Raw genomic sequence first — 23,744 nt, 5'->3', positions numbered from 1 at the left:
TATCAAAGATCCTTGGGCAGCGGCTCTTTCAGCCATTGCATCGCGTTCTTTTCCAGGCTGCCATCGGCCTTGGCCGCGACCAGGATCTGGTTGACCTTCTCCAGCAATGCCGGCTCGTTTTTGTTCACGCCCACGTACACCGGTGAATCCTTGAGCTTCACCTTCAGCGCCGGAACGCGTTTAGGGTTGCGTTCACTGATCGCGACCATCACCACGTTGCCGCTGGCGATCAGGTCGACCTGGCCGGCCAGGTAGGCGGCGATGGTCGAGTTGTTGTCTTCGAAGCGCTTGATGGTGGCTTCCTTGGGCGCTACGGCGGTCAACTCGATGTCTTCGATGGCGCCACGGGTCACGCTGATGGTCTTGCCCTTGAGGTCGTCAGTGCTGCTGATGGCGGTGTCAGGCGGGCCGAACACGGCCAGGTAGAAGGGTGCGTAGGCGTTGGAAAAGTCGATGACTTTTTCCCGCTCCGGGTTCTTGCCCAGGCTGGAGATCACCAGGTCGACCTTGCCGGTGGTAAGGAACGGGATGCGGTTGGTGCTGTTGACCGGGGTAAGCTCCAGTTTGACCTTGAGCTGGTCGGCTAGCAGCTTGGCGGTGTCGATGTCCAGGCCACGGGGTTTCATGTCGGGGCCGACCGAGCCGAACGGCGGGAAGTCCTGGGGCACGGCGACCTTGAGGGTGCCACGGGCAACGATATCGTCCAGACCGTTGGCCTGGGCGGGAGCCTGGCTCAACATCAGGCTGGCGAACAGGGCGGTAAGCAGGGCGCTGTAACGCTTGGTCATGGCAACTCTCCGAGAAGGGCGAAGGGATTTTCTGAGTTTGCTCATTGCACAGCCCATGCCAGCCCCCTCGCAATCCTCTGCAGGGCCGGGGTTTGTTGGGGTGCGCTGGTCTTACTGGTCTGAACAGTGCCTGCGCTTTTCGCACCCTTTTCGAGCGCCGGCAAAACCCCGCGAGCCCCTTTGGGGCGTGGCTTGCCGCCGGCCGCGAATAGCTTTACAACTAGCCGCTCAGTTGTCTGGAACCTTGAGTATTCTATGAATTCCATCGCCCAAGCCGTACCGGAAGCGGCCCTGCAGGCCATCCGCAAACTGATCAAGGAGCAGGGCTTCGGGCCGGGCGATGCGCTGCCGTCCCAGCGCGACCTGGCCCTGCGGTTAGGCGTGAGTCGGGCGTCATTGCGCGAGGCATTGTCGTCTCTGAGTGCCTTGGGGGTGGTCAGCGTGCAGCCGGGCAAAGGCGTGTTCGTGCAAGCCGCGGATGAATCGCCGGGGTTTGCCTGGCCTTTCGCGGCACAGGCCACGCCACTGGATATTTTCCAGTTGCGTTACGCCCTGGAAGGGTTTGCGGCGGGGCTGGCGGCGGTGACATTGACGATTGACGAGTTGGACAGCCTGGAAGATAACGTCGAGGCGATGCGCAAGGTGCTCAAGGCCGGCGACTTTGAAGCGGCCGCACGGCTGGACTTCGAATTCCACCAGCGCATCCTGCTGGCCAGCGGCAACCAGGCGATGGCGAGCATCCTGAGTGCCAGCGCGCAGGTATTCCTGGAGAGTCAGAAACTACCGTTCATCCGGCCGGAGCGGGCCATGGAGACCTGGCAGGAGCATCGCAAAATCCTGCGTGCCCTCGCTCGACGCGCCAGTGCGCCAGCGCAGAAAACCATGCAGGAACATGTACGTAATGCGGCATTGCGCACCGGTATTGCCTTTGTGACTCCGGTGACGCCCTGATTGGTCCATATCCAAACTCATGCACCACCATAGCAAGACTCAATCAGAGGCGGCTTCCTGAACGGGGGAAGGGCGGCTATGATGGGCAACGTTTTTTTTGCTTACAATCCGGAGACATCCATGAGCAACGATCTTATCAAGCACGTCACCGACGCGACCTTTGAGGCCGAAGTACTCAAGGCTACTGGCCCGGTGCTGGTTGATTACTGGGCTGAATGGTGCGGCCCTTGCAAAATGATCGCTCCGGTCCTGGACGACATTGCAACCACCTACGAAGGCAAGCTGACCATCGCCAAGCTGAACATCGACGACAACCAGGAAACCCCGGCCAAGCACGGCGTGCGTGGTATTCCTACGCTGATGCTGTTCAAGAACGGCAACGTCGAAGCCACTAAAGTGGGCGCGCTGTCGAAGTCCCAGCTGCAAGCTTTCCTCGACGCCAACATCTAAACGTCGTCAAAAAAGCCCCGCAAATCGCGGGGCTTTTTCGTAAAGCAGGGCTAGACGCTCCGAAACTCAGGTGGTACATTCGGCTCCGCACTGGTTTCTCCACTGCCCCCTGCAAGCCGTCGCCGACGCACTCCTTTTCGATTAGTACGCGATCCTGTCGCCTTCTCTGCGGCGCGGCCTCATTAAGCCAAAAGCTTAATTTCCCCCCCTCCATAAATGATTACGTCATTCCTATATGAATCTGACTGAACTCAAGCAAAAGCCGATTACCGACCTGCTCCAACTGGCCGAAGAAATGGGCATAGAAAATATGGCCCGTTCGCGCAAGCAGGACGTGATTTTCTCCCTGCTCAAGAAGCACGCGAAAAGCGGCGAGGAAATCTCCGGTGATGGCGTGCTGGAGATTCTCCAGGACGGCTTCGGCTTTCTCCGCTCTGCGGACGCTTCCTATCTCGCCGGCCCAGACGATATCTATGTCTCGCCGAGCCAGATCCGTCGCTTCAACTTGCGCACCGGTGACACCATCGTTGGCAAGATCCGCCCTCCGAAGGAAGGCGAGCGTTATTTCGCCCTGCTCAAGGTCGACACGATCAACTTCGATCGTCCCGAGAACGCGAAAAACAAGATTCTCTTCGAGAACCTGACTCCGCTGTTCCCGACCGTGCGCATGAAGATGGAAGCCGGTAACGGTTCCACCGAAGACCTGACCGGCCGTGTGATTGACCTGTGCGCCCCGATCGGTAAAGGCCAACGTGGCCTGATCGTCGCACCGCCGAAAGCCGGTAAGACCATCATGCTGCAGAACATTGCAGCGAACATCGCGCGTAACAACCCTGAAGTTCATCTGATCGTGCTGCTGATCGATGAGCGTCCGGAAGAAGTGACCGAAATGCAGCGCACCGTGCGCGGCGAAGTGGTTGCCTCGACGTTCGATGAGCCGCCAACCCGCCACGTGCAGGTTGCCGAAATGGTGATCGAGAAGGCCAAGCGCCTGGTCGAACACAAGAAGGACGTGGTGATCCTGCTCGATTCCATCACCCGTCTGGCCCGTGCCTACAACACCGTGATCCCGAGCTCCGGCAAGGTACTGACCGGTGGTGTCGATGCCCACGCCCTGGAGAAACCGAAACGTTTCTTCGGCGCTGCGCGTAACATCGAAGAAGGCGGCTCGCTGACCATTATCGCCACCGCGCTGGTTGAAACCGGCTCGAAGATGGACGAAGTGATCTATGAAGAGTTCAAGGGTACCGGCAACATGGAACTGCCTTTGGACCGTCGTATCGCGGAAAAACGCGTGTTCCCGGCCATCAACATCAACCGCTCCGGCACCCGCCGCGAAGAGTTGCTGACCGCCGACGACGAACTGCAGCGCATGTGGATCCTGCGCAAGCTGCTGCACCCGATGGACGAAGTCGCCGCCATCGAGTTCCTGATCGACAAGCTGAAAACCACCAAGACTAACGACGAGTTCTTCCTGTCGATGAAACGCAAGTAATACTGCGTTTCAGGTCCGAAAGAATGGCGCCCCCAGGGGCGCCATTTTTTTTGCCTGGGGTTTTAACGACACCTGGCCGGCAATTGCGCCGCCGATAGGGCTGCCAGCCGCCCTCAGAGCAGGTAGGATGTACGCCTATTTTACGGGTGGCATGGTTAATGAAATTCAAGGATCTTCGGGATTTCGTGCAGCAACTTGAGCAGCGCGGAGAGTTGAAACGCATCCAGATGCCGATTTCCCCGGTGCTGGAAATGACTGAGATTTGCGACCGTACCCTGCGCAACAAGGGCCCGGCGCTGCTGTTCGAGAACCCGACCGGTTTTGACATCCCGGTGCTCGGCAACCTGTTCGGCACGCCCGAGCGCGTGGCCTTTGGCATGGGCGCCGAGTCGGTCAGCGAACTGCGCGAGATCGGCAAGCTGCTGGCCTTCCTCAAGGAGCCCGAGCCGCCCAAGGGGCTGAAGGACGCTTGGTCCAAGCTGCCGATCTTCCGCAAGATCATTGCCATGGCCCCCAAGGTGGTCAAGGACGCGGTGTGCCAGGAAGTGGTCATCGAAGGCGACGACGTCGACCTGGCCATGCTGCCGGTGCAGACCTGCTGGCCCGGCGATGTCGGCCCACTGATCACCTGGGGGCTGACCGTCACCAAGGGTCCGAACAAGGACCGCCAGAACCTGGGGATCTACCGTCAGCAAGTGATCGGCCGCAACAAGGTGATCATGCGCTGGCTGAGCCATCGTGGCGGCGCCCTCGACTTCCGTGAGTGGTGCGAAAAGCACCCCGGCAAACCGTTCCCGGTCTCCGTGGCCCTGGGCGCTGACCCGGCGACCATCCTCGGCGCCGTGACGCCGGTGCCCGACAGCCTGTCCGAATACGCTTTCGCCGGCCTGCTGCGCGGTAACCGTACCGAGCTGGTGAAGTGCCGTGGCAACGACCTGCAAGTGCCGGCCACTGCGGAAATTATCCTCGAAGGTGTGATTCACCCGGGCGAAATGGCCGATGAAGGCCCCTACGGCGATCACACCGGCTACTACAACGAAGTCGACAGCTTCCCGGTGTTCACCGTCGAGCGCATCACCCACCGCATCAAACCGATCTACCACAGCACCTATACCGGCCGTCCGCCGGATGAGCCGGCCATTCTCGGCGTGGCGCTCAACGAAGTGTTCGTGCCGATCCTGCAGAAGCAATTCCCGGAAATCACCGACTTCTACCTGCCGCCTGAAGGCTGCTCGTATCGCATGGCCATCGTGACGATGAAGAAGTCGTACCCCGGTCATGCCAAGCGGGTAATGCTCGGTGTGTGGTCGTTTTTGCGACAGTTCATGTACACCAAGTTCGTTATTGTCACCGACGACGACATCAATGCCCGCGACTGGAACGACGTGATCTGGGCCATCACCACGCGCATGGACCCCAAGCGCGACACGGTGATGATCGACAACACGCCGATCGACTACCTCGACTTCGCGTCGCCGGTATCGGGCCTGGGTTCGAAGATGGGCCTGGACGCCACCCACAAATGGCCGGGTGAAACTACCCGCGAGTGGGGCCGGGTAATCGTCAAGGATGAAGCCGTGACCGCGCGTGTCGATGCGATCTGGAAAGAATTGGGAATAGATTGATGCGTGTAACCCTGCAACCTTCTGGCGCGGTGCTGGAGCTGGCCCCTGGCGAGCGAATCCTCGAAGGTGCGCACCGCCTGGGCTACGAGTGCCCGCAGGCTTGTCGCAATGGTGTATGCCACGTGTGCGCGGCGCTGCTGGTGGAAGGCCGTGTGCAACAAGCCGGCGAAGTGCGTGACCACGGTGAGTTCTATACCTGCATCGCCGAGCCGCTGGAAGATTGCATCGTGCTGTGGGATGGCGTGTTGGCGCCGGGAGAATTGCCGTTGCGCAAGTTGTCATGCCAGTTGAGTGAGTGCGTGGACGTCGGTGGCGATGTGTGGCGCGTGCGCCTGCTCGCGCGGCCGGCAAGGCGGTGCGTTACCATGCCGGGCAGTATCTGATGATTGAACGGGAAAACGGCGAGAAGTCGGCGTTTTCCCTGGCCTCGGCACCCCATGCCGGGCGCGAGCTGGAACTGCATGTACTGGCTCGCGAAGACAGCGCGCGCAACTTGTTGGAGCAACTGCAACGTAACCGGATGGCCCGTATCGAGATGCCATTTGGCGACACTCACCTGGCTGAGCTGCCGGACGGCCCGCTGGTGTTGATCGCGGCCGGTACGGGTATGGCGCAGATGCACAGTCTGATCGAACATTGCCGCGCCTCCGGCTTCAAACACCCGGTGCATCTGTACTGGGGCGTGCGTCGCCCGGAAGATTTCTATCAGATCGAACACTGGGAACAATGGCAGCAACTGCCCAACCTGTTCCTGCACAAAGTTGTCAGCGACTTGTGCGGTTGGGAAGGACGCTGCGGCTTATTGCATGAAGCGGTGTGTGAAGACATTGCCGACCTCAAGGGCGTGCATGTCTATGCCAGCGGTTCACCGGCGATGATCTACGGCACCCTGGATGCGCTGGTCGACGCCGGCATGGATGCGCACCAGATGCGTGCTGACGTATTCGCCTATGCCCCGCGTCAATGACTGCCGGCTGTTGTAGTGAGCGGGCTTGCCCCGCTCGGTGCACGTTTAGAAACGCACGCCAGTTGTCACCATCGCCGCATTGAACCCCAGCAGCACCAACTCCGCCGCCACGGACCCGTAATGGGTGCCCACCGACGGAATGATCACCGGCGCCACGCCGAAACGGTTCAATGGGATTTTGTCGCGGTACTGGCCGCGATAGCCCTGGATCGCCCCGCCGGTCAGCTTCAGGTACACCGGATAGTCCGTCACGTCATAGCGCTTGCCCGCATAGGCGTAGTACGAGCGCTGGCTGAACGAATTGCGAAATGTCGCTGCGCCGTATACGAAACCCGAGGCTTGATTGCGCTCCAGGCCGATCAGGTCCTGGTTGTTGTTGTGGTCCGGGTCCGGTGCGAAGTGCCGCGTGTAGACGCTGGTCTGTGCGTACCAGAAGCCCTTGTCATCGTTGTCGATGGGCGTTTCGCCAGCCAGTGCGGTCGTGGCCTGGGCCAGGAACAACAGGCCAGGCAGTCGAAAATTTTTCATGGGTGCGACCTCGATAGTCGATGTGACGGGCGGCTAGGTGGGTCGTGATGTGCGCGCTATTTTGACGGCTTGGCGCGTTCCCAGGCTGAACCGGGGCTGAAGGTAGCGGGATTGACGGTTGCAATCCTGACGAATGACCCTTGGGCTTATATCCGTACTTATGCGGTTACGGTATTTATTGTCTTGCGTAAATGTCCTTAAGCTATAGCCGCGACGGGCAGCTTATTGCCACCCCAGGGGATTGGGTTAAAGTTGTTTACACCGAGTAACACATAGGAGGCGTACCGCTTTTCGCCATGACCGCCATAGAAACCGATCTTCTGCAGTTGGCTTACCCTCCGCGGCTCGATCTGGGGCCGCAACTCACGCACGAACAGTTAATGAGCTCGATGCAGGCCACCATGGGTCGGCACAAGGGTGGGCCGGTCTGGCTGTTTGCATACGGCTCGCTGATCTGGCGCCCTGAATGTTCCTCGACCGAGCGGGTGCGGGCACGGGTGCATGGTTATCACCGTGGCCTGTATCTGTGGTCTCACGAGCATCGGGGGACGCCGGAATTACCGGGGCTGGTATTCGGCCTGGATCGCGGCGGCTCTTGCAGCGGGTTTGCGTACCGCTTGCCGGAAGATCAACTCGAAGCCTCGCTCTACGCCTTGTGGCAGCGCGAGATGCCTTACCCTTCCTACAAGCCTCACTGGCTCAGTTGCCGTCTGGAGGATGGCACTCAGGTGCAGGCGCTGGGGTTTGTATTGGAGCGGCACTTGCCCAGCTACGCCGGCAACCTGCCCGATATCGTACTCAACCATGTGCTGCAGAGCGCTTGCGGGCGTTACGGCACCACTCGCGATTATGTCGAGCAGACCGTAAACGCCCTGCGTAGCCATGCCATGCCAGACAAGAATCTGGAGGCGCGGCTCAAGCGTTGTGCAAAGGACTGCGCAGGCGGTTAACGCGCCGAGCTGACACTGTTGGTGTGCCACAGCGTTGGGATCAAGAACGCGATCGCCAGCAGGCACGCGCCGATCAACAGCACGAAACCGCCGTCCCAGCCGAAATGGTCCACGGTGTAGCCCATGGCCGCGCTTGCCGCCACCGAGCCACCCAGGTAACCGAACAGGCCGGTGAAACCCGCAGCCGTACCGGCGGCTTTCTTCGGTGCCAGCTCCAATGCCTGCAGGCCGATCAGCATCACCGGGCCGTAGATCAGGAAGCCGATGGAGAACAGCGCGATCATATCGACCATCGGGTTGCCCGGCGGGTTGAGCCAGTACACCAGGGTCGCCACGGTGACCAGCGCCATGAACACGATGCCGGTCAGGCCGCGGTTGCCACGGAAGATTTTGTCCGACATCCAGCCGCACAACAGCGTGCCCGGAATACCCGCCCACTCATAGAAGAAGTATGCCCACGACGACTTGTCCACCGTGAAGTGCTTGGCTTCCTTGAGATAGGTCGGTGCCCAGTCCAGCACGCCGTAGCGCAGCAGGTAGACGAAGACGTTGGCGAAAGCGATGTACCACAGCATCTTGTTGCGCAGCACGTACTTGACGAAGATTTCCTTGGCGCTGAATTCCTCTTCGTGGCTGGCGTCGTAGCCTTCCGGGTAGTCGTTCTTGTACTTTTCAATCGGCGGCAGGCCCACCGATTGCGGGGTGTCGCGCATGGTGATGAAGGCAAACGCCGCCACCAGCAGGGCCACGGTGGCCGGTACATAGAACGCTGCATGCCAGTCGTTGAACCAGGCCATGCCCAGCAGGAACAGCGGGCCGATCAGGCCGCCGCCGACGTTGTGCGCCACGTTCCATACCGACACCACGCCGCCGCGTTCTTTCTGCGACCACCAGTGCACCATTGTGCGTCCACTTGGCGGCCAGCCCATGCCTTGGGCCCAGCCGTTGATGAACAGCAAAATGAACATCATGGTCACGCTGGATGTGGCCCAGGGCGCGAAACCGAAAATGAACATCACGCCCGCTGACACCAGCAGGCCGAAGGGCAGGAAGTAACGCGGGTTGGAACGGTCGGACACCAGGCCCATGAGGAACTTGGACAGGCCATAGGCAATCGCGATCGCCGACATCGCCAGGCCCAGTTGGCCCCGGGTATAACCCTCGTCAATCAGGTAGGGCATGGCCAGGGAGAAGTTCTTGCGCAGCAGGTAGTACCCGGCGTAACCGAAGAAAATACCGGCGAAGATCTGCCAGCGCAGTCGTCGGTAGGTACTGTCTATTTTTTCTTCAGGCAGGGGCGCCTGGTGCGCGGCAGGACGAAAGAAAGCAAACATTCAAGAGCTCCAGATTTCTTGTTTTGACTGCGGATGCGAATGTTACAGTTTCGTTACCGAAAATAGCATCGCCTCTTAAGCGCAAACACAGGAAAAGCTGGCAAATGTATGTTCTTTTATGAACATGTCGCGAATAGGTAAGGCATGGCCGGTATTGAGTTCTGCGGGACACTGGAGATCCAAATGTGGGAGGGGGCAAGCCCCCTCCCACATGTGACCGCATTTCACATCGTTTAGCGGGTCTGGACGACGACCTTGCCGACAGCCTTGCGCTGCCCCAGATCGTTAATAGCCTGTGCGGCCTGTTCCAGCGGATACACCTGCGACACCAGTGGCTTGAGCTTGCCTTCGCCATACCAAGTGAACAGTTGCTGGAAGTTTGCCGCATTGTCCTGCGGCTGACGCTGGGCAAACGAGCCCCAGAACACCCCGACCACGGCTGCGCCCTTGAGTAGCGCCAGGTTAACCGGCAGCTCGGGAATGCGCCCGCTGGCAAAACCTACCACCAGCAAGCGGCCATTCCACGCGATGGCGCGCACGGCCTGGTCAAACAGGTCGCCGCCGACCGGGTCGTAGATTACATCGGCGCCGTTGCCGTCGGTGAGCCGCTTGATTTCATCCTTGAGGCTGGTTTCGCTGTAGTTGATCAGCTCATCGGCACCGGCGGCCTTGGCCACGGCGAGTTTCTCGGCGCTGCTGGCGGCGGCGATCACGCGGGCGCCCATGGCCTTGCCGATTTCCACGGCGGCCAGGCCCACGCCGCCGGAGGCGCCGAGTACCAGCAGGGTTTCACCGGGTTGCAGGTGGGCCCGTTGTTTCAGCGCGTGCATTGAGGTGCCGTAGGTCATGCTGAAGGCGGCGGCGATGTTGAATTCCATGCTTGGCGGGATCGGCAGCACGTTATAGACCGGCACCGCGACCTGCTCGGCGAAGCTGCCCCAGCCGGTGAGCGCCATGACCCGGTCACCGACTTTGAGGTGGCTGACCTTTTCGCCCACTTCGCTGACCACGCCCGCTGCTTCGCCACCCGGCGAAAACGGAAAGGGCGGCTTGAACTGGTATTTGCCCTCGATGATCAGCGTGTCCGGAAAATTCACCCCGGCGGCGTGCACGTTCAGCAGAATTTCGTTCTTCTTGATCGCAGGGCTGGCGATCTCTTCCAGCACCAGGGTTTCGGCGGGGCCGAAGGCTTTGCACAGCACAGCTTTCATCGGGCTATTCCTTTTGGTGTCTTGGCCGATAAGTGTAGGAGGGTACGTCCGTGGGTCAACGAGCATGCCCGGGCCTGATAAGTCGCCATAAGCTTGTACTCAGCCTTGCTAGCGTTATGCTACCCGGCAACCGAATTCGAGGAATGAACTGTGAAAGCGTGGATCCTGTTGATGCTGGCCCTGACCTTGCCGATGGCAGCCCAGGCCGAAGAAGCCAAAGAAGGCGCGGCGCCGAAGGTCAGCTATATCAGCCTGAGCCCGCCGTTCGTGGGTAACTATGGCCTGGATGGCACGGCGAAACTCAAGGTGTTCAAAGCCGATATCGCCCTGCGCGTGACCGGCGAGGAAGCGGCGAAGCTGGTCAAAGCCAACGACCCGTTGATTCGTAACCAGTTGGTGGCGCTGTTTACTCAGCAGACCAGCGAGGCCATGAGCACTGTCGAGGGCAAGGAAAAGCTGCGCCAGGAAGCGCTGAAGCAAACGCAGCAATTGATGAATGACGAAACCGGCAAACCTGTGGTCGAGGACCTGTTGTTCAACAACCTGATCATTCAGTAAGCGGCGGCGTCACCCCCCAGATGTTCAGCAAGATTGCGGTGAAGGACGGCTCAAGCACACGGTTGCCATGGCCACTGAGGTGGTTTGAGTCGAAGAACAACGGCCTGGCGTTTTCGTCATAGGCCGAGCAGATCGGGCCGCTGCACAGCAGCGGCAACGGGTCCCAGACGGTGAGGGCCGGGAAATCAGCCTGCAACGTTTGTAAAAGCTGCATCTGCGGCCCGCGCAGCCGTTCAAGTTGATCGCGTGCCATTGTCAGGCCCGGCGCACAGACCGGGTTCATGCGGTTGAACCCGTCCGAGCAGCGGTTGGGCGCGGCCTTGAACAATGGTTTGGGCGCGTCGATCAACACCTTGAGCTGCGCTGCCTGCAGGCGGCGCAACAGGGTGTCAGCGGCGATTCGCGCAGCGTCCATGGTCTCGGCCGTCAGTTCTTCCAAGGCGTTGTCGATTAGGGCGTCCTCACCCTCGCGCCACTCGCGTCCGGCAAGCTCCGGCATGCGCAGTGAGGCCAGGAAAACCACATCTCCAGGTTTGGCCCGGCGCTCGACTTCCTTGAGTTGGGCTTCACGCGCCGCTGCGCAGCGGGCGGGGTCGGGGCCAATGAGGCTGACGACAGCGCAGCCGCCTTGCTCGTATTCCACTACCGTGATGCCGAGCTTCAGCGAGACCAGTTTTAACAGTGTGCGGTACGCCGCCGCATGGGAATCGCCGATGACGAACAGCTGTCGTCCCGCCAACCGAGGGTCGTCGATGTTTTGAATGTCTTCCCTTGGGTAATGTTTGTAGGCATACCAGGTGTAAGTATCGCGGGTCTGGCTGAGTGACAGGGTCGATGGGTTGGCCGACACCCACAGCGCCCCCAGCCACAGCAGGCCCGTGATACTCAGACCTGAGACACAGGTGAGCCACGCCTTGCGTTGCAGCGCCGTCTTGCCGCTGCGGATCGGCGTTTCTATCCCGTGGTAGGACGCCGCCGCGAGCAGGGCCACCAGCACGGGGTAAAGCAGTTGCACGGCCAGCAGCTCCAGCCCGACGGTCCACCGCAGGAGGACGATGACCGGCCAATGCCACAGGTACAGCGAATAGGACAATCGACCGACGTAGGTGGCCAACGGATGTTGCAGCACACGTTGCAATGCGCCTGGGGCGCTGTCGGCGCGCAGTACGATCCCGGCGATCATCAACAGTGATCCGGCCACGGTGACCATGGCCCAGGGAAACGGGAATTGCCCGGGGTTGGCGAGCAGGAAACCGCTCAGCACCAGGCCGAGGCCACCCGCGAGCATGGCGGGGGCGAGGCGATTGAGGCGGAGCGTTACCCCGCGCGTGCCGATGGCTTGAAACAAGATGGCGCCAGCGGCCAGCTCCCAGAAGCGTCCAGGCAGCAGATAGAACGCTGACAGCGGCGCGGCGCGTACCTGATAGGCGCCGATAATCAGCGAAACCACCGCCATCGATGGCAGCACCGCCCACACGAGCGCCGACCGTTGCCGGTAGCGCAGCCATAGGAAGAACAGGGCGGGGAATATCACATAAAACTGTTCTTCAACCCCAAGGGACCATGTGTGCAGGTAGGGGTTGAGCTCGGCACTGGGAGAGAAGTAGGTGTCTGTGTTCCAGGCCAGCACGATATTGCTCAGGCCAAAGAATGCCGCCAGGCCCGTGCGGTCGATCAGCTCGCTGAGCCAGAACCGCGGCATGAACATCGCCGATAGCACAAAACTCACACACAGCACGGTCAGCAGCGCCGGCATGATGCGCAGCAGGCGACGCCGGTAGAAGTCCGCCAGGTAATGGCCGAAGCTCAGGTCGCGGCGCTCCCAAAGTGACTGGCTGATCACGTAACCGGAAATCACGAAGAACATGTCGACGCCGGTAAAACCGCCCGGCAATAGGCTGAACGCGTCCAGGTGGAAGATGATGACGCTGAGCACCGCAATGGCACGCAAGCCATCAATGGCCGGTTTGTAAGTGCTGGTGAGCAGGGGCACGCGGGACGTCCTTGCGAACAGGCAAAACCCGGATTCTGTCAAAGTTGGCCAAGCACGACGACTGGCCGTTCGGACAGGTATGAGTCCGGGTGTTTCCCGCTCAGGACGCCAGGCTTTTGCGGAACCTGGCCAGCGCCACGGCAAAGCACAGCAAACCAATCGCAGCCAGCGCCAGCATATCCGGCCACACCACGCTGACGCCCGCATCCCGGAACAGAATCGCCGCACTCAAGCTCACAAAGTGCGTCGACGGCGAGCCCTGCATCACCCACTGCAACCATTCGGGCATGCTGTCCAGCGGTGTACTGCCGCCGGAGAGCAACAGCATGGGGATGATCACCGGGATCGCCAGCAAGCCGAATTGCGGCGTCGAGCGGGCGAGGGTGGCGAGGAATATGCCCAGGGCCGTGCTGGCAAACAGATACAGCGCGGTCACCAACAGAAACAGGCTCAGCGACCCGGCCAGCGGCACGCCGAGCAAGCCTTTGACCACCACCTCCAAGGATACCCACGTACACAGCACCACCACCAGCATGTTGCTCCAGATTTTCGCCAGCATGATTTCCAGCGCGGTCAGCGGCAGCACCAGCAAGTGATCGAGAGTGCCGTGCTCGCGTTCGCGCAACAATGCAGTGCCGGTCAACACGATCGCGAGGATCGTGATGTTGTTGACGATCTGGATCACCGCCAGGAGCCAGCCGCCTTCCAGGTTGGTATTGAACAGCGCCCGCGTGGTCAGTAACGCCGGGGCCTTGGCGGCGGTATCGGCCTGGCCGCCGTAGTCCAGCAATTGGCGCTGGAATATCCGGCCGATGTACCCGGCGCCCATGAACGCCTGGCTCATCGCCGTGGCGTCGACGTTGACCTGCACCGCCGGCTGGCGGCCTGCCAGCAGGTCGGCCTGGAAATTGGCCGGCACGTTGATCACGAAGGTGTACTGGCCGCTGTCCATTACCTTGTCCAACTGGTCGTAGGCCAGCGGCGCCGGTGGTTGGAATTCGGGCGGCTGCAGCGCTTCGGCCATCTGCCGCGAGAGTGTGCTGTGGTCTTCATCGACAAACGCCACGCTGGCGTTGTGCACGCCGATCACCGAGCCGGCGGCGGGCATGTAGATGGCGACGCTGAAGGCGTAGATCAGAAACAGCAGCAACACGCTGTCATGGCGCAGGCTGGTAAGTTCCTTGATTCCCAGGCGCAGGATATGCGCGACCTTATACATCAGGCCTCCTGCTTCTTGAGCATCGCCAGGCTGAGCCCGGTAAACCCGACGAAAAACCCGAACAGCGCCAGGCATTGTGGCCACAATTGACGCAGGTCCAGGGCCTTGGTGAAGGTACCTACCGCGATATCCAGGAAGTGCCCCGCCGGAAACAGCGTACCCATCAACGCGGCCGCGCCTTCCAGGGAAGAGCGCGGCACGATCAGCCCGGAGAACTGGATGGTCGGCAGGCTGGTAATGATCATGGTGCCAAGGATCGCCGCGATCTGGGTGCGGGTGAACGCGGAAATCAGCAGGCCCATGCTGGTGGTGGCCAACACGTACAGCAGGCCACCGAACGCCAGTGTCAGGCCGCTGCCCTTGAACGGTACGCCGAACAACCAGCGGTTCATCGCCACCAGCAGCGCCAGGTTGATCAGGCTCACGGCCAGGTACGGCGCCTGTTTGCCCAGCAGGAACTCGAGCCTTGTCAGCGGCGTGGCGTAGAAGTTGGTGATCGAGCCAAGTTCTTTCTCACGCACGATGCCCAAGGCGGTGAGCATCGCGGGGATAAATGCGAGGATCAGTGCCATCACGCCTGGGCCGATGGCGTTCACGCTGACCACGTCCTGGTTATAGCGAAAGCGGGTCTCCAGCCTTGCGGCGGCTTGGGGGCTGCGCGGCAGGCTGCTCAGTTCGGCCAGTTGCTGCAGGTTGCCCTGGTGCACGGCCTCTACGTAGTTGCGGCTGGTCTCCGCGCGAAACGGCATGCCGCCGTCGAGCCAGGCGGCGACGGTGGGTTGGCGACCGGCGTAGAGGTCACGGCCAAATCCGGGTGGGATCTCCAGGGCCAATTTGATTTCCGAGCGTTGCAGGCGTCGGTGCAGCTCATTGGTGTCCTGGATCGGTGCCTGCTCGGCGAAGTAGCGCGAGCTGCGGAAGGCTTCCAGGTAGGCGCGGCTTTGTGGGGTCTGGTCCTGGTCGTAGACAGCGAAGGCCAGGTTTTCCACGTCCAGGGAAATGCCATAGCCGAAGATCACCATCATGAACATCGCCCCGAGCAGGGCGAAGGCCATGCGCACTTTGTCGCGCAGCAGTTCTTTGCCTTCGCGGCTGGCCACGGCCAACAGGCGAGAGAGGCTGAAACCGCGTTTGCCGGTGGGCGGGGGGCCGGCTTCGCTGACGGTCTGGGTGGGCGCGCTGGGTTCGGTTTCGCCTTGAGCCTGTTCCAGGCACGTGACGAACGCGGCTTCCAGGGTGTCGCCGTGGAACTGCTGTTGCAAGGCATCTGGCGTGTCGCACGCCAACACCTTGCCCGCGTGCATCAAGGAGATGCGGTCGCAGCGCTGGGCTTCGTTCATGAAGTGAGTGGACAGGAAGATGGTCACGCCTTGCTCACGGGACAACTCGACCAGCAATCGCCAGAAATCATCCCGCGCCGCCGGGTCGACGCCTGATGTGGGCTCATCAAGGATCAGCACTTCCGGACGGTGCAGCACGGCCACGGCCAGGGACAAACGCTGGCGCAGGCCCAGCGGCAACTCGCCGGAAGGTTGCTCGGCCACCGTGCCAAGGTCAAAGCGCTGGATCAGTTGGTCGATACGCGGGCCGCTGTCGGCCTTGGGCAGGTCGAACAGTTGCGCATGCAGCACCAGGTTCTGGCGCACGCTGAGTTCGCCATACAGCGAAAAACTCTGGGACATGAACCCCACGCGCTTGCGGGTGGCCAGGTCCTTGGCGTTCACCGGGTTGCCCAGCAGCGTCGCGCTGCCTTCGGTGGCCGGCATCAGTCCGGTGAGGACTTTCATGGTGGTGGTCTTGCCGCAGCCGTTGGAGCCGAGGAAGCCGAAGATCTCGCCCCGGCCGATGGCAAAGCTGACCTGGTTGACGGCGGTGAAGTCACCGAAGCGCAACGTCAGGTCGTGGGCTTCGATGGCGATATCAGCTGTACCGCCTTCGCGTGGCGGTATCACCAGCGGCTGGTTATCGTGGGCGCTGTCGCCCTGGAAGTGGGTGAAGGCTTCGTCCAGTTTGCCGCTGGGCGTCGCCGCTGCCAGTTCGCGGCTGAGACCGTTGGCGATCAGCTTGCCGCGGTCGAGCATCAGGCAATGTTCGAATTGCTCGGCTTCTTCCATGTAGGCCGTGGCCACCAGCAGCGTCAGTTGCGGACGTTCGCTGCGTACGCTGTCAACCAGCTCCCAGAAGCGTCGGCGCGATAACGGATCGACGCCGGTGGTGGGCTCATCAAGGATCAGCAAGTCCGGGTCGTGGATCAGCGCGCAGCACAGGCCGAGTTTCTGTTTCATGCCGCCCGAGAGTTTGCCCGCCGGGCGCTCGGCAAAGCGCGCCAGGTCGGTGGCCAGCAGCAGGTTGTGCATGCGCTGGTCGCAGTCGGCCCTGGACAGGCCGAACAGCGTGGCGAAGAAACGGATGTTCTCGCTGATCGACAGCTCGGGGTACAGGTTGCCGCCCAAACCCTGGGGCATAAAGGCAATGCGCGGGTACAGGCTATTGCGATGGCGACGGTCCTGGATGGCGCCCCCGAGCACCTCCAATTGGCCCGCCTGGAGCTTTTTGACCCCGGCGATCAACCCCAGCAGGCTCGACTTGCCCGCACCGTCAGGGCCGATCAGCCCGCAGCGCGTGCCGGCGGGCAGGCTGAAAGCGATGTTGATCAGTGCCTGTTGCTGGCCATAGTGGTGCTGGATACCGGTGGCGTGCAGCGCCAGGCCGGTCATTGCAGGTTGGCCGGCCAGTCGATCTCAGCCGTGCGCACGTAACCGCGCCCGGCATGCCGGGCTTGGCCTGGGGCACGGCACTGGGTTGGGTCAGGCGCAGTTTGACGCGAAACACCAGTTTCTGGCGCTCGTCGCGGGTTTCCACTTCCTTGGGGGTGAACTGCGATTTGGCGGCGACAAAGCTGATTTTCGCCGGCAGCGGCTGGTCGGGCAGAGCGTCGAGCAGAATCCGCGCGTCATTGCCGACGGTCAGGCGCCCGGCGACGGATGCCGGCAGGTAGAGGTTCATGTACTGATCGTCGGGGTCAATCAGCAGCAACACGCGCCCGCCCGCGCCGAGCACTTCGCCGGGCTCGGCCAGGCGCAGCTGGATAATCCCGTCGATGGGCGCACGCAGGCTGCTGTCGTCGATTTCGCTGGTGAGTTGGGCGACCTGGGCCTGGGCGGCACCGATGGCGGCCTTCACCGAATTGACCTGGGCTTGGGCGGCGATCACGGCGGCGTTGCCGGTGTTCTGCCGCGCTTGCTGCTGGTCGATCAATTGGCTGCTGGCGAAGCCGCGCTTGTACAGCTCCTGGGTGCGCTTGAGCTCCTGGTTGGCCAGCAATTGCTCACTCTGGCGCAGTTGCACATTGGCTTGGGCGGCGGCGAAGTTTTCCTTGGCGCGCAGCACTTCGGCTTCGGCCTGGGCGCGCTGGGCTTCCAGGGTGCGGGTGTCCATGCGCGCGAGCAGTTGGCCCTTGAGTACCTTGTCGCCTTCGTCCACCCGCACTTCGGCCAAGCGCCCCGGAATCTTGGCGGCGATCTGCACTTCGGTGGACTCCAGACGGCCGTTGCCCATGCTCAAGCCTTCCGGCAGGCGGTCCTGGGTGGAGCGCCAATAACCGAAGCCACCGGCGCCCAGCAACAAGGCGATCAGGGCGATGGCGAAAACGCGGGAGGTGTGGTGGTTCGTCGACATGGCGGCTTCCTGCGGCAATAGGGTCCTAGTTTGAGCGGTTTTTTCCGAACGGGATTTGATGCCGGTCAGTTAAAGCAGGCTGATCACGGCCGCCCATTGCTCGGGGGTGACGGCCATCACCGACAGCCGGCTGCCTTTTTGCACCAGCGGCAACTCGGCGAGGGCGGTTTGCTGTTTCAGGTAGCCCAGGCTCAGCACTTTCGGAAACGTCTGGACGTGCGCGACGTTGATCGCACTCCACGGGTTTTTCTCCACAGTGGCCTTGGCGTCGAAGTAATGGCTGTCCGGTTCCAGCGCGGTGGGGTCCGGGTAGGCCGCTTCGACAATTTTGCCGATACCGGCGATGCCCGGCTCGGGGCAGCTTGAGTGATAGAAGAAAAACGCATCGCCCACCGCCATTGCCCGCAAAAAGTTGCGCGCCTGGTAATTGCGCACGCCATCCCAGCGCGCTTCACCGAGCGTTTCCAAGCCTTGGATGGAGAGTTCGTCGGGCTCGGATTTCATCAGCCAATAGGCCATTTTTGCGCTCCTGAAAAAGGCAGTGGGCAAGTTGTCAGGCAATTTGATGACAAACCGACAGTCGGTTGGCGTCAAGGTTTGCGTGTTGGTTCACGTTATCGCAGAATGCCGGGATTTTAAGCTTGACGCAGCTGCAACGGACTACTTTGGAACGTTGTTGTCATCGTGTACGAGGTGCCTGAAGGGGGGCAATCGATGCAACGTAAACCGGATTTACTATGGATTTTGGTGATTTTGTTTGGTCTGGGCGTCGTGACCACCGGGTATGCGCAAAGCCTGTGGTCGAACAAGACCGATGCACCCGTTGAATTGACTCAACAGCAACAACCGTTCAAGCGCTGATACAGCTTCAAGGCGCCGCTGACTCCAGTGGCGCCTGCGCGATATACCACTTCCTGTCTGTGACGGTGCCGGCCAATGGCACATCCCAACTGGCCTGCGCCAATCGATCGACCTTCTGACATTCATGGGCCAGCCCCAGCAGCGTCGGCTTGCGCCAGCTTTGGCGGCGGGCAAGGTAGGCCAGGCTGCGGTCGTAGAAACCGCCACCCATGCCCAGGCGACCGCCGGCATCATCGAATCCCACCAGCGGCAGCAGCACCAGGTCCAGCGCCCAGACCTTGCGTTGGCGCTTGGCATTGACCCGTGGCTCCAGGATGCGAAAGCGATTGGGCCGCAGCGTTTCTCCAGGCCGCACGCGCTGGAACACCATCTTGGTCCGTGGCCATGCACTCAGCACCGGCAGGTAAGTAGCCTTGCCTCGGCGTTGGGCGGCACGCAGCAGCAAGCGCGGATCGATTTCACCGTCCGTCGGTAGATATAAGGAAATATGTTTGGCCCGGCGAAACAGCGGGTGCTGTGCCAGTTGCCGATACAGGCCGTGGGCGGCCTGGCGCTGCTCGCTCGGCGTGAGGGCGCGGCGGGCCTTGCGCAACATGCGTCGAAGGTGCGGACGGGAAAGCGGCGCAGGTTCGGTCATGATTTTTCGGCTCATACAACAATGCCAGTCCGGGGACTGGCATTGAGTTTTGGGAATTCAGGCTCCCCGACAGCGCCGCTGTCGACTTAGCCCTTGAACCCGAAAGTTCAAGGTGGAAGAAGCAGTAGGCTTTAAGGCTTTCCGTCTAGCGGACATGCACACCAGCCCAACGTGCAACTTCCAGGGTAGTGCGAATCGGCTCCGGGACATCGCCGACTGGCAAACACGCCAGGGAGTGGGGCGAGTATACCTTAAACGGTCGCGGCAATCAGCCCTTGGGTGCGTCTGAGTCGCTGGACAGCACCAGGTCAACGCGTTCGAGCAGGTCGCGTACCTGCTCGCGGGTCGAGCCGCTGGCCTGTACGTCAGGGCGTTCCTGCTTGTGCAGCAAGTCGTGGGTAATGTTCAGCGCGGCCATCACGGCGATGCGGTCGGCGCCGATCACTTTGCCGCTGCTGCGGATCTCACGCATCTTGCCATCCAGGTAGCGGGCGGCGCTCACCAGGTTATTGCGCTCTTCCTGAGGGCAGATGATCGAATATTCTTTGTCGAGAATCTGCACGGTGACGCTATTGCTTGAACTCATGAGTCTTGCTCCAGGGCCTTCAGGCGCGAAATCATCGATTCGACCTTACGCCGGGCGATTTCGTTTTTTTCAATGAGGTGAGCGCGTTCCTCGCGCCAGGTCTTTTCCTGAGCTAATAGGAGTCCGTTTTGACTCTTAAGTTGCTCGACCCGAGTAATTAGCAATTCGAGTCTGGCCATCAGCGCTTGCAGGTCGGTGTCTTCCATTGGGTTCCACTGGATTTTGTCTGATGAATGGCAACTGCAGGATAAACGATCTGACGCCCTTGATAGTCTTGGTGCGTCTGCCGGTGCTAGGATACAGCGCTCCATTCTAGACATTGCGCCGTCTGGCGCCTAGCTCACCATGCCCATTCAGAACTCCCCGTACGATGCTTTCTCCAAACTGCTGAGCACCAGCGGCCATCCTTGCTCGCCTGCCGAGCTGCACGGCGTATTGCTGGGCCGCAGTTGCACCGGTGTCGGCTTTGACGCCGACAACTGGCTGGCCGATGTCGCCGAGCTGCTGGAAACCGAACCGACCGACAACGTGCGTAACGCACTGATCGGCTTGCAAGAGATGGTCAAGGGCGAGCTGACCGGTGATGACGTCACCGTGGTCCTGCTGCTGCCGACCGACGACGCGCCGCTCACCGAGCGGGCTGCCGCACTGGGCCAATGGTGCCAGGGCTTCCTCCACGGTTTCGGCGTGAATGCCGGTGGCCTGGAGTTGAGCACCGACGCCAAGGAAGTGCTGCAGGACCTGGCGGCCATCTCCCAGGTGCAAGACGCCCTGGAAGAGTCCGAAGACGGCGAAGGCGATTACATGGAAGTCATGGAATACCTGCGCGTCGCGCCATTGCTGCTGTTCACCGAGACCCGGAAGTCCGCTGAGCCTGTTGCCCCCAAGCCTTCACTGCACTGAGAAAGGAAGCCCATCTGCCCATGATCCATATCCCCAAAGCGGAATACACCCGGCGCCGCAAGGCGCTCATGGCGCAGATGGAACCCAACAGCATCGCGATCCTGCCGGCCGCCGCCGTGGCTATCCGCAATCGCGATGTCGAGCACGTCTACCGCCAGGACAGCGATTTCCAGTACCTGAGCGGTTTCCCCGAGCCGGAAGCGGTGATCGTGCTGATGCCCGGTCGCCAGCATGGCGAGTACGTGCTGTTCTGCCGCGAACGCAATGCCGAACGCGAATTGTGGGACGGCCTGCGCGCCGGTACCGAAGGTGCGATTCGTGATTTTGGCGCCGACGACGCGTTTCCCATCACCGATATCGACGACATCCTGCCCGGCCTGATCGAAGGCCGCGACCGGGTGTATTCGGCCATGGGCAGCAACGCCGAATTCGACCGGCACCTGATGGAATGGATCAACGTGATCCGCTCCAAAGCGCACCTGGGCGCGCAGCCGCCGAATGAATTCGTTGCCCTGGATCACCTGCTCCACGACATGCGCCTGTATAAATCGGCGGCGGAAGTGAAGGTGATGCGCGAAGCCGCGCGGATTTCCTGCGCGGCCCACGTCAAGGCGATGCAGGCCAGTCGCGCCGGGCTGCATGAGTTCAGCCTGGAAGCCGAGCTGGATTACGAATTCCGTAAAGGTGGCGCGAAAATGCCCGCCTACGGCTCCATCGTCGCCACCGGGCGCAACAGCTGCATCCTGCACTACCAGCAGAATGACGCGCTGCTCAAGGACGGTGACCTGGTGCTGATCGACGCCGGTTGCGAGATCGACTGCTACGCGAGCGACATCACCCGCACCTGGCCGGTCAATGGCAGGTTTTCCGCTGAACAGAAAGCGATCTACGAGATTGTGCTGGCCTCCCAGGAAGCCGCCTTTGCCGAGATCGCACCGAACAAGCATTGGAACCAGGCCCATGAGGCGACCGTGCAGGTCATCACCGCCGGGTTGGTAAAGCTGGGGCTGTTGCAAGGTGACGTCGACGAACTGATCGCCGGCGAAGCCTATAAACCCTTCTATATGCACCGCGCCGGCCATTGGCTGGGGATGGATGTGCATGACGTGGGTGAGTACAAGGTGGGCGGTGAATGGCGCGTGCTGGAAGTCGGCATGGCACTCACCGTGGAGCCTGGCATTTATATTTCGCCGGACAACCAGAACGTGGCAAAGAAATGGCGTGGCATTGGCGTACGCATCGAGGACGACGTGGTGGTGACCAAGCAAGGCTGTGAAATCCTGACCGGCGGCGTGCCCAAGACCGTCGCCGAGATCGAAGCCCTGATGGCGGCTGCCCGATGAGCCGGGTCAACCTGGCAATCATCGGCGGCGGCCTGGTGGGCGCCAGCCTGGCGCTGGCGCTGCAGGCCGGGGCCAAGGCGCGCGGCTGGAAAATCGTGTTGATCGAACCTTTCGCGCCGGGTGACAGCTACCAGCCGAGCTACGACGCACGCTCGTCGGCGTTGTCGTTTGGCGCCCGGCAGATTTATCAGCGCCTGGGGGTATGGCAGGCCATCTCCCCTCGTGCCGAACCGATCAAGCAGATTCACGTATCGGACAAAGGCCGCTTCTCCACCGCGCGCTTGTCTGCCTTGGAGGAGGGCGTGCCGGCCCTGGGCTATGTGGTGGAAAACGCCTGGCTCGGCCAATGCCTGTGGCAAGGCCTGGACAAAGACGTGGTGAGCTGGCGCTGCCCGGCGGAGGTCACGCGCATGGAGCCGCTGTCCGACGGTTATCGCCTGACCCTCAACGATGAAACCGTGTTGGAATGCGACCTTGCGGTATTGGCCGATGGCGGTCGCTCCGGCTTGCGCGAGCAGTTGGGCATCGGCGTGAAAACCCGGCCGTACAACCAGAGCGCGCTGATCGCCAACATCACCCCAAGCGAGTCCCACAACGGCGAAGCCTTCGAGCGCTTCACCGAGCAAGGCCCGATGGCGTTGCTGCCGCTGCCGGACAATCGCTGCGCGCTGGTGTGGACCCGCGTCGGCATGGACGCCCAGCGCCTGGCCGCCCTTGACGAGCGCAGTTTCCTGAGCGAATTGCAGGGCGTGTTCGGTTACCGCCTGGGCACGCTGAAACAAGTCGGCGCGCGACATCTGTATCCGCTGACCCTGGTGGAAGCCGAAGAGCAAGTGCGCTCGCACCTGGCGATCCTCGGCAATGCCGCCCACAGCCTGCACCCGATTGCCGGGCAGGGTTTCAACCTGTCGCTGCGCGATGCGAATGCCTTGGCCGAGGCCCTGCTGGCCGGGCCGGCGGTGCCGGGCGACCTGGCGACGCTGCAGGCTTATCGCGAGCGCCAGCACCTGGATCAGAAGTTGACCGTGGGTTTTTCCGACCAGGTCACGCGGCTGTTTGGCAGTGCTCAACCGTTGGTCGCGCTGGGCCGCAACATGGGCCTGCTGGGCCTGGACCTGTTGCCTCCGGCCAAGCGCTGGTTCGCCCGTCAGGCCATGGGCCTGGGGACGCGCCCCGATGCGTAAGTGGTTGGTCGAGCGGCTAGGCAAAGCGCGGTTGTTGCGTTGGGTCATGACCCTGTACCCGCCGTACCTGGGCGCCGGGGTCAGCGTGCGGCATATGAGCGCCGACTTTCGTCACGTCAAAGTGCGCATGGGCCTGGGTTGGTATAACCGCAATTACGTCGGCACCCAGTTCGGTGGCAGCCTGTATTCGATGGTCGACCCGTTCTACATGCTGATGCTCATGGAGAACCTGGGCCGTGACTACATCGTGTGGGACAAGGCCGCGAGCATCGACTTTATCTCGCCGGGCAAGGGCCCGGTGTATGCCGAATTTTTTATCGACGATGCGTTGTTGGATGAAGTGCGTCGACAGACCGAGGGCGGCGAGAAATATCTGCCCCACCTCCAGGTCCAGATTCATGACGGCTCCGGCACTTTGGTCGCGCGGGTCGACAAAACCCTTTACGTGCGGCGCAAGCCGCCAGCAAGACAGGTTTAAAGCAT

At 61.5% G+C, this 23,744-nt stretch carries 22 protein-coding genes, 1 other RNA gene and 2 pseudogenes; 12 read left to right on the top strand and 13 right to left on the bottom strand.

Annotation, left to right across the window (positions count from 1 at the left end; all coding sequences use genetic code 11):
• Nucleotides 1–2: 2 nt before the first annotated feature.
• On the bottom strand, nucleotides 3–788 hold the full coding sequence (locus JWR98_RS06800) for a transporter substrate-binding domain-containing protein (protein WP_078735153.1): 786 nt from the start codon (nucleotides 786–788) through the stop codon (nucleotides 3–5).
• Between the two features lie 255 nt (nucleotides 789–1,043).
• On the opposite strand from JWR98_RS06800, the gene JWR98_RS06795 reads away from it, so the two are divergent.
• The 5 genes and pseudogenes from JWR98_RS06795 to JWR98_RS06775 all read left to right on the top strand — a co-directional run bounded on the left by JWR98_RS06795 (nucleotide 1,044) and on the right by JWR98_RS06775 (nucleotide 6,276).
• Nucleotides 1,044–1,739, top strand: coding sequence for a FadR/GntR family transcriptional regulator (locus JWR98_RS06795; RefSeq protein ID WP_078735152.1), 696 nt, complete (start codon nucleotides 1,044–1,046; stop codon nucleotides 1,737–1,739).
• 120 nt (nucleotides 1,740–1,859) lie between these two features.
• Complete coding sequence (gene trxA, locus JWR98_RS06790; protein ID WP_003176826.1) at nucleotides 1,860–2,189, top strand: thioredoxin TrxA; 330 nt, start codon at nucleotides 1,860–1,862, stop codon at nucleotides 2,187–2,189.
• Nucleotides 2,190–2,424: 235 nt separating this feature from the next.
• Nucleotides 2,425–3,684 carry a transcription termination factor Rho gene (gene rho / locus JWR98_RS06785; RefSeq protein ID WP_003176825.1) on the top strand — a complete coding sequence of 420 codons (1,260 nt, stop codon included), beginning with the start codon at nucleotides 2,425–2,427 and terminating at the stop codon, nucleotides 3,682–3,684.
• A gap of 158 nt (nucleotides 3,685–3,842) precedes the next feature.
• The gene (gene ubiD / locus JWR98_RS06780; RefSeq protein ID WP_003176824.1) at nucleotides 3,843–5,309 is read left to right on the top strand and encodes a 4-hydroxy-3-polyprenylbenzoate decarboxylase; all 1,467 of its coding nucleotides are present in this window, start codon (nucleotides 3,843–3,845) and stop codon (nucleotides 5,307–5,309) included.
• A pseudogene (locus JWR98_RS06775) lies at nucleotides 5,309–6,276 on the top strand (CDP-6-deoxy-delta-3,4-glucoseen reductase). Before ubiD ends, JWR98_RS06775 begins: the two are co-directional and overlap by 1 nt.
• A 45-nt stretch (nucleotides 6,277–6,321) precedes the next feature.
• On the opposite strand, the gene JWR98_RS06770 reads toward JWR98_RS06775, so the two are convergent.
• Nucleotides 6,322–6,804, bottom strand: coding sequence for a sn-glycerol-3-phosphate transporter (locus JWR98_RS06770; RefSeq protein WP_078735150.1), 483 nt, complete (start codon nucleotides 6,802–6,804; stop codon nucleotides 6,322–6,324).
• A gap of 296 nt (nucleotides 6,805–7,100) precedes the next feature.
• Here JWR98_RS06770 and JWR98_RS06765 point away from each other — a divergent pair, with 296 nt between their 5' ends.
• Entirely contained in the window at nucleotides 7,101–7,754 is a 654-nt protein-coding gene (locus JWR98_RS06765; RefSeq protein WP_078735149.1) for a gamma-glutamylcyclotransferase, read from the top strand.
• Here JWR98_RS06765 and glpT read toward each other — a convergent pair.
• Nucleotides 7,751–9,088 carry a glycerol-3-phosphate transporter gene (gene glpT, locus JWR98_RS06760; RefSeq protein ID WP_003176820.1) on the bottom strand — a complete coding sequence of 446 codons (1,338 nt, stop codon included), beginning with the start codon at nucleotides 9,086–9,088 and terminating at the stop codon, nucleotides 7,751–7,753. The genes JWR98_RS06765 and glpT overlap by 4 nt on opposite strands.
• Before the next feature lie 233 nt (nucleotides 9,089–9,321).
• Nucleotides 9,322–10,299 carry an NADPH:quinone oxidoreductase family protein gene (locus tag JWR98_RS06755; RefSeq protein ID WP_078735148.1) on the bottom strand — a complete coding sequence of 326 codons (978 nt, stop codon included), beginning with the start codon at nucleotides 10,297–10,299 and terminating at the stop codon, nucleotides 9,322–9,324.
• A gap of 150 nt (nucleotides 10,300–10,449) precedes the next feature.
• Between JWR98_RS06755 and JWR98_RS06750 the strand changes: the two genes are divergently transcribed.
• Nucleotides 10,450–10,857 (top strand): flagellar basal body-associated protein FliL, encoded by a 408-nt coding sequence (locus tag JWR98_RS06750; protein WP_078735147.1) that lies wholly within the window; start codon nucleotides 10,450–10,452, stop codon nucleotides 10,855–10,857.
• Here the strand turns inward: JWR98_RS06750 and JWR98_RS06745 are convergent.
• The 5 genes and pseudogenes from JWR98_RS06745 to JWR98_RS06725 form a co-directional block, all read right to left on the bottom strand.
• On the bottom strand, nucleotides 10,847–12,850 hold the full coding sequence (locus tag JWR98_RS06745; protein ID WP_205489575.1) for an SGNH hydrolase domain-containing protein: 2,004 nt from the start codon (nucleotides 12,848–12,850) through the stop codon (nucleotides 10,847–10,849). The genes JWR98_RS06750 and JWR98_RS06745 overlap by 11 nt on opposite strands.
• 100 nt (nucleotides 12,851–12,950) lie before the next feature.
• Nucleotides 12,951–14,069, bottom strand: coding sequence for an ABC transporter permease (locus JWR98_RS06740; RefSeq protein ID WP_205489574.1), 1,119 nt, complete (start codon nucleotides 14,067–14,069; stop codon nucleotides 12,951–12,953).
• Complete coding sequence (gene rbbA, locus JWR98_RS06735) at nucleotides 14,069–16,786, bottom strand: ribosome-associated ATPase/putative transporter RbbA (RefSeq protein WP_205489573.1); 2,718 nt, start codon at nucleotides 16,784–16,786, stop codon at nucleotides 14,069–14,071. The genes JWR98_RS06740 and rbbA overlap by 1 nt, the downstream gene beginning before the upstream one ends.
• A pseudogene (locus tag JWR98_RS06730) lies at nucleotides 16,783–17,747 on the bottom strand (HlyD family secretion protein). The gene rbbA and the pseudogene JWR98_RS06730 overlap by 4 nt, the downstream one beginning before the upstream one ends.
• A 69-nt stretch (nucleotides 17,748–17,816) precedes the next feature.
• The gene (locus JWR98_RS06725; protein ID WP_078735142.1) at nucleotides 17,817–18,266 is read right to left on the bottom strand and encodes an EVE domain-containing protein; all 450 of its coding nucleotides are present in this window, start codon (nucleotides 18,264–18,266) and stop codon (nucleotides 17,817–17,819) included.
• A gap of 195 nt (nucleotides 18,267–18,461) precedes the next feature.
• Between JWR98_RS06725 and JWR98_RS06720 the strand changes: the two genes are divergently transcribed.
• On the top strand, nucleotides 18,462–18,608 hold the full coding sequence (locus JWR98_RS06720) for a hypothetical protein (RefSeq protein ID WP_003176815.1): 147 nt from the start codon (nucleotides 18,462–18,464) through the stop codon (nucleotides 18,606–18,608).
• Between the two features lie 7 nt (nucleotides 18,609–18,615).
• Here JWR98_RS06720 and JWR98_RS06715 read toward each other — a convergent pair whose 3' ends face one another.
• The 4 genes from JWR98_RS06715 to JWR98_RS06700 all read right to left on the bottom strand — a co-directional run bounded on the left by JWR98_RS06715 (nucleotide 18,616) and on the right by JWR98_RS06700 (nucleotide 20,037).
• Entirely contained in the window at nucleotides 18,616–19,245 is a 630-nt protein-coding gene (locus tag JWR98_RS06715; protein ID WP_003176813.1) for a 5-formyltetrahydrofolate cyclo-ligase, read from the bottom strand.
• Nucleotides 19,246–19,304: 59 nt separating this feature from the next.
• A non-coding RNA gene (ssrS, locus tag JWR98_RS06710) (6S RNA) lies at nucleotides 19,305–19,483 on the bottom strand.
• A gap of 30 nt (nucleotides 19,484–19,513) precedes the next feature.
• A complete protein-coding gene (locus tag JWR98_RS06705) occupies nucleotides 19,514–19,831 on the bottom strand; it encodes a cell division protein ZapA (RefSeq protein WP_003176812.1) in 318 nt (105 codons plus the stop codon).
• Complete coding sequence (locus JWR98_RS06700; protein WP_007982902.1) at nucleotides 19,828–20,037, bottom strand: TIGR02449 family protein; 210 nt, start codon at nucleotides 20,035–20,037, stop codon at nucleotides 19,828–19,830. Before JWR98_RS06700 ends, JWR98_RS06705 begins: the two co-directional genes overlap by 4 nt.
• A gap of 139 nt (nucleotides 20,038–20,176) precedes the next feature.
• Here JWR98_RS06700 and JWR98_RS06695 point away from each other — a divergent pair, with 139 nt between their 5' ends.
• From JWR98_RS06695 to JWR98_RS06680, 4 genes are read left to right on the top strand one after another with little or no spacing between them, the layout of a single operon-like run.
• Entirely contained in the window at nucleotides 20,177–20,734 is a 558-nt protein-coding gene (locus JWR98_RS06695) for a YecA/YgfB family protein (protein ID WP_205489572.1), read from the top strand.
• Nucleotides 20,735–20,754: 20 nt separating this feature from the next.
• Complete coding sequence (gene pepP / locus JWR98_RS06690; RefSeq protein ID WP_078735141.1) at nucleotides 20,755–22,077, top strand: Xaa-Pro aminopeptidase; 1,323 nt, start codon at nucleotides 20,755–20,757, stop codon at nucleotides 22,075–22,077.
• Nucleotides 22,074–23,261 (top strand): 2-octaprenyl-6-methoxyphenyl hydroxylase, encoded by a 1,188-nt coding sequence (ubiH, locus tag JWR98_RS06685; RefSeq protein ID WP_078735140.1) that lies wholly within the window; start codon nucleotides 22,074–22,076, stop codon nucleotides 23,259–23,261. Before pepP ends, ubiH begins: the two co-directional genes overlap by 4 nt.
• Complete coding sequence (locus JWR98_RS06680; protein WP_078735139.1) at nucleotides 23,254–23,739, top strand: DUF4442 domain-containing protein; 486 nt, start codon at nucleotides 23,254–23,256, stop codon at nucleotides 23,737–23,739. Before ubiH ends, JWR98_RS06680 begins: the two co-directional genes overlap by 8 nt.
• Nucleotides 23,740–23,744 lie beyond the last annotated feature (5 nt).

The sequence above is a fragment of the Pseudomonas lactucae genome, from assembly GCF_016937615.1.
GTDB classification, from domain to species: domain Bacteria; phylum Pseudomonadota; class Gammaproteobacteria; order Pseudomonadales; family Pseudomonadaceae; genus Aquipseudomonas; species Aquipseudomonas lactucae.
The sequence above is the reverse complement of the archived record's forward strand: the minus strand, read 5'-3'. Positions and strand labels throughout refer to the sequence as shown.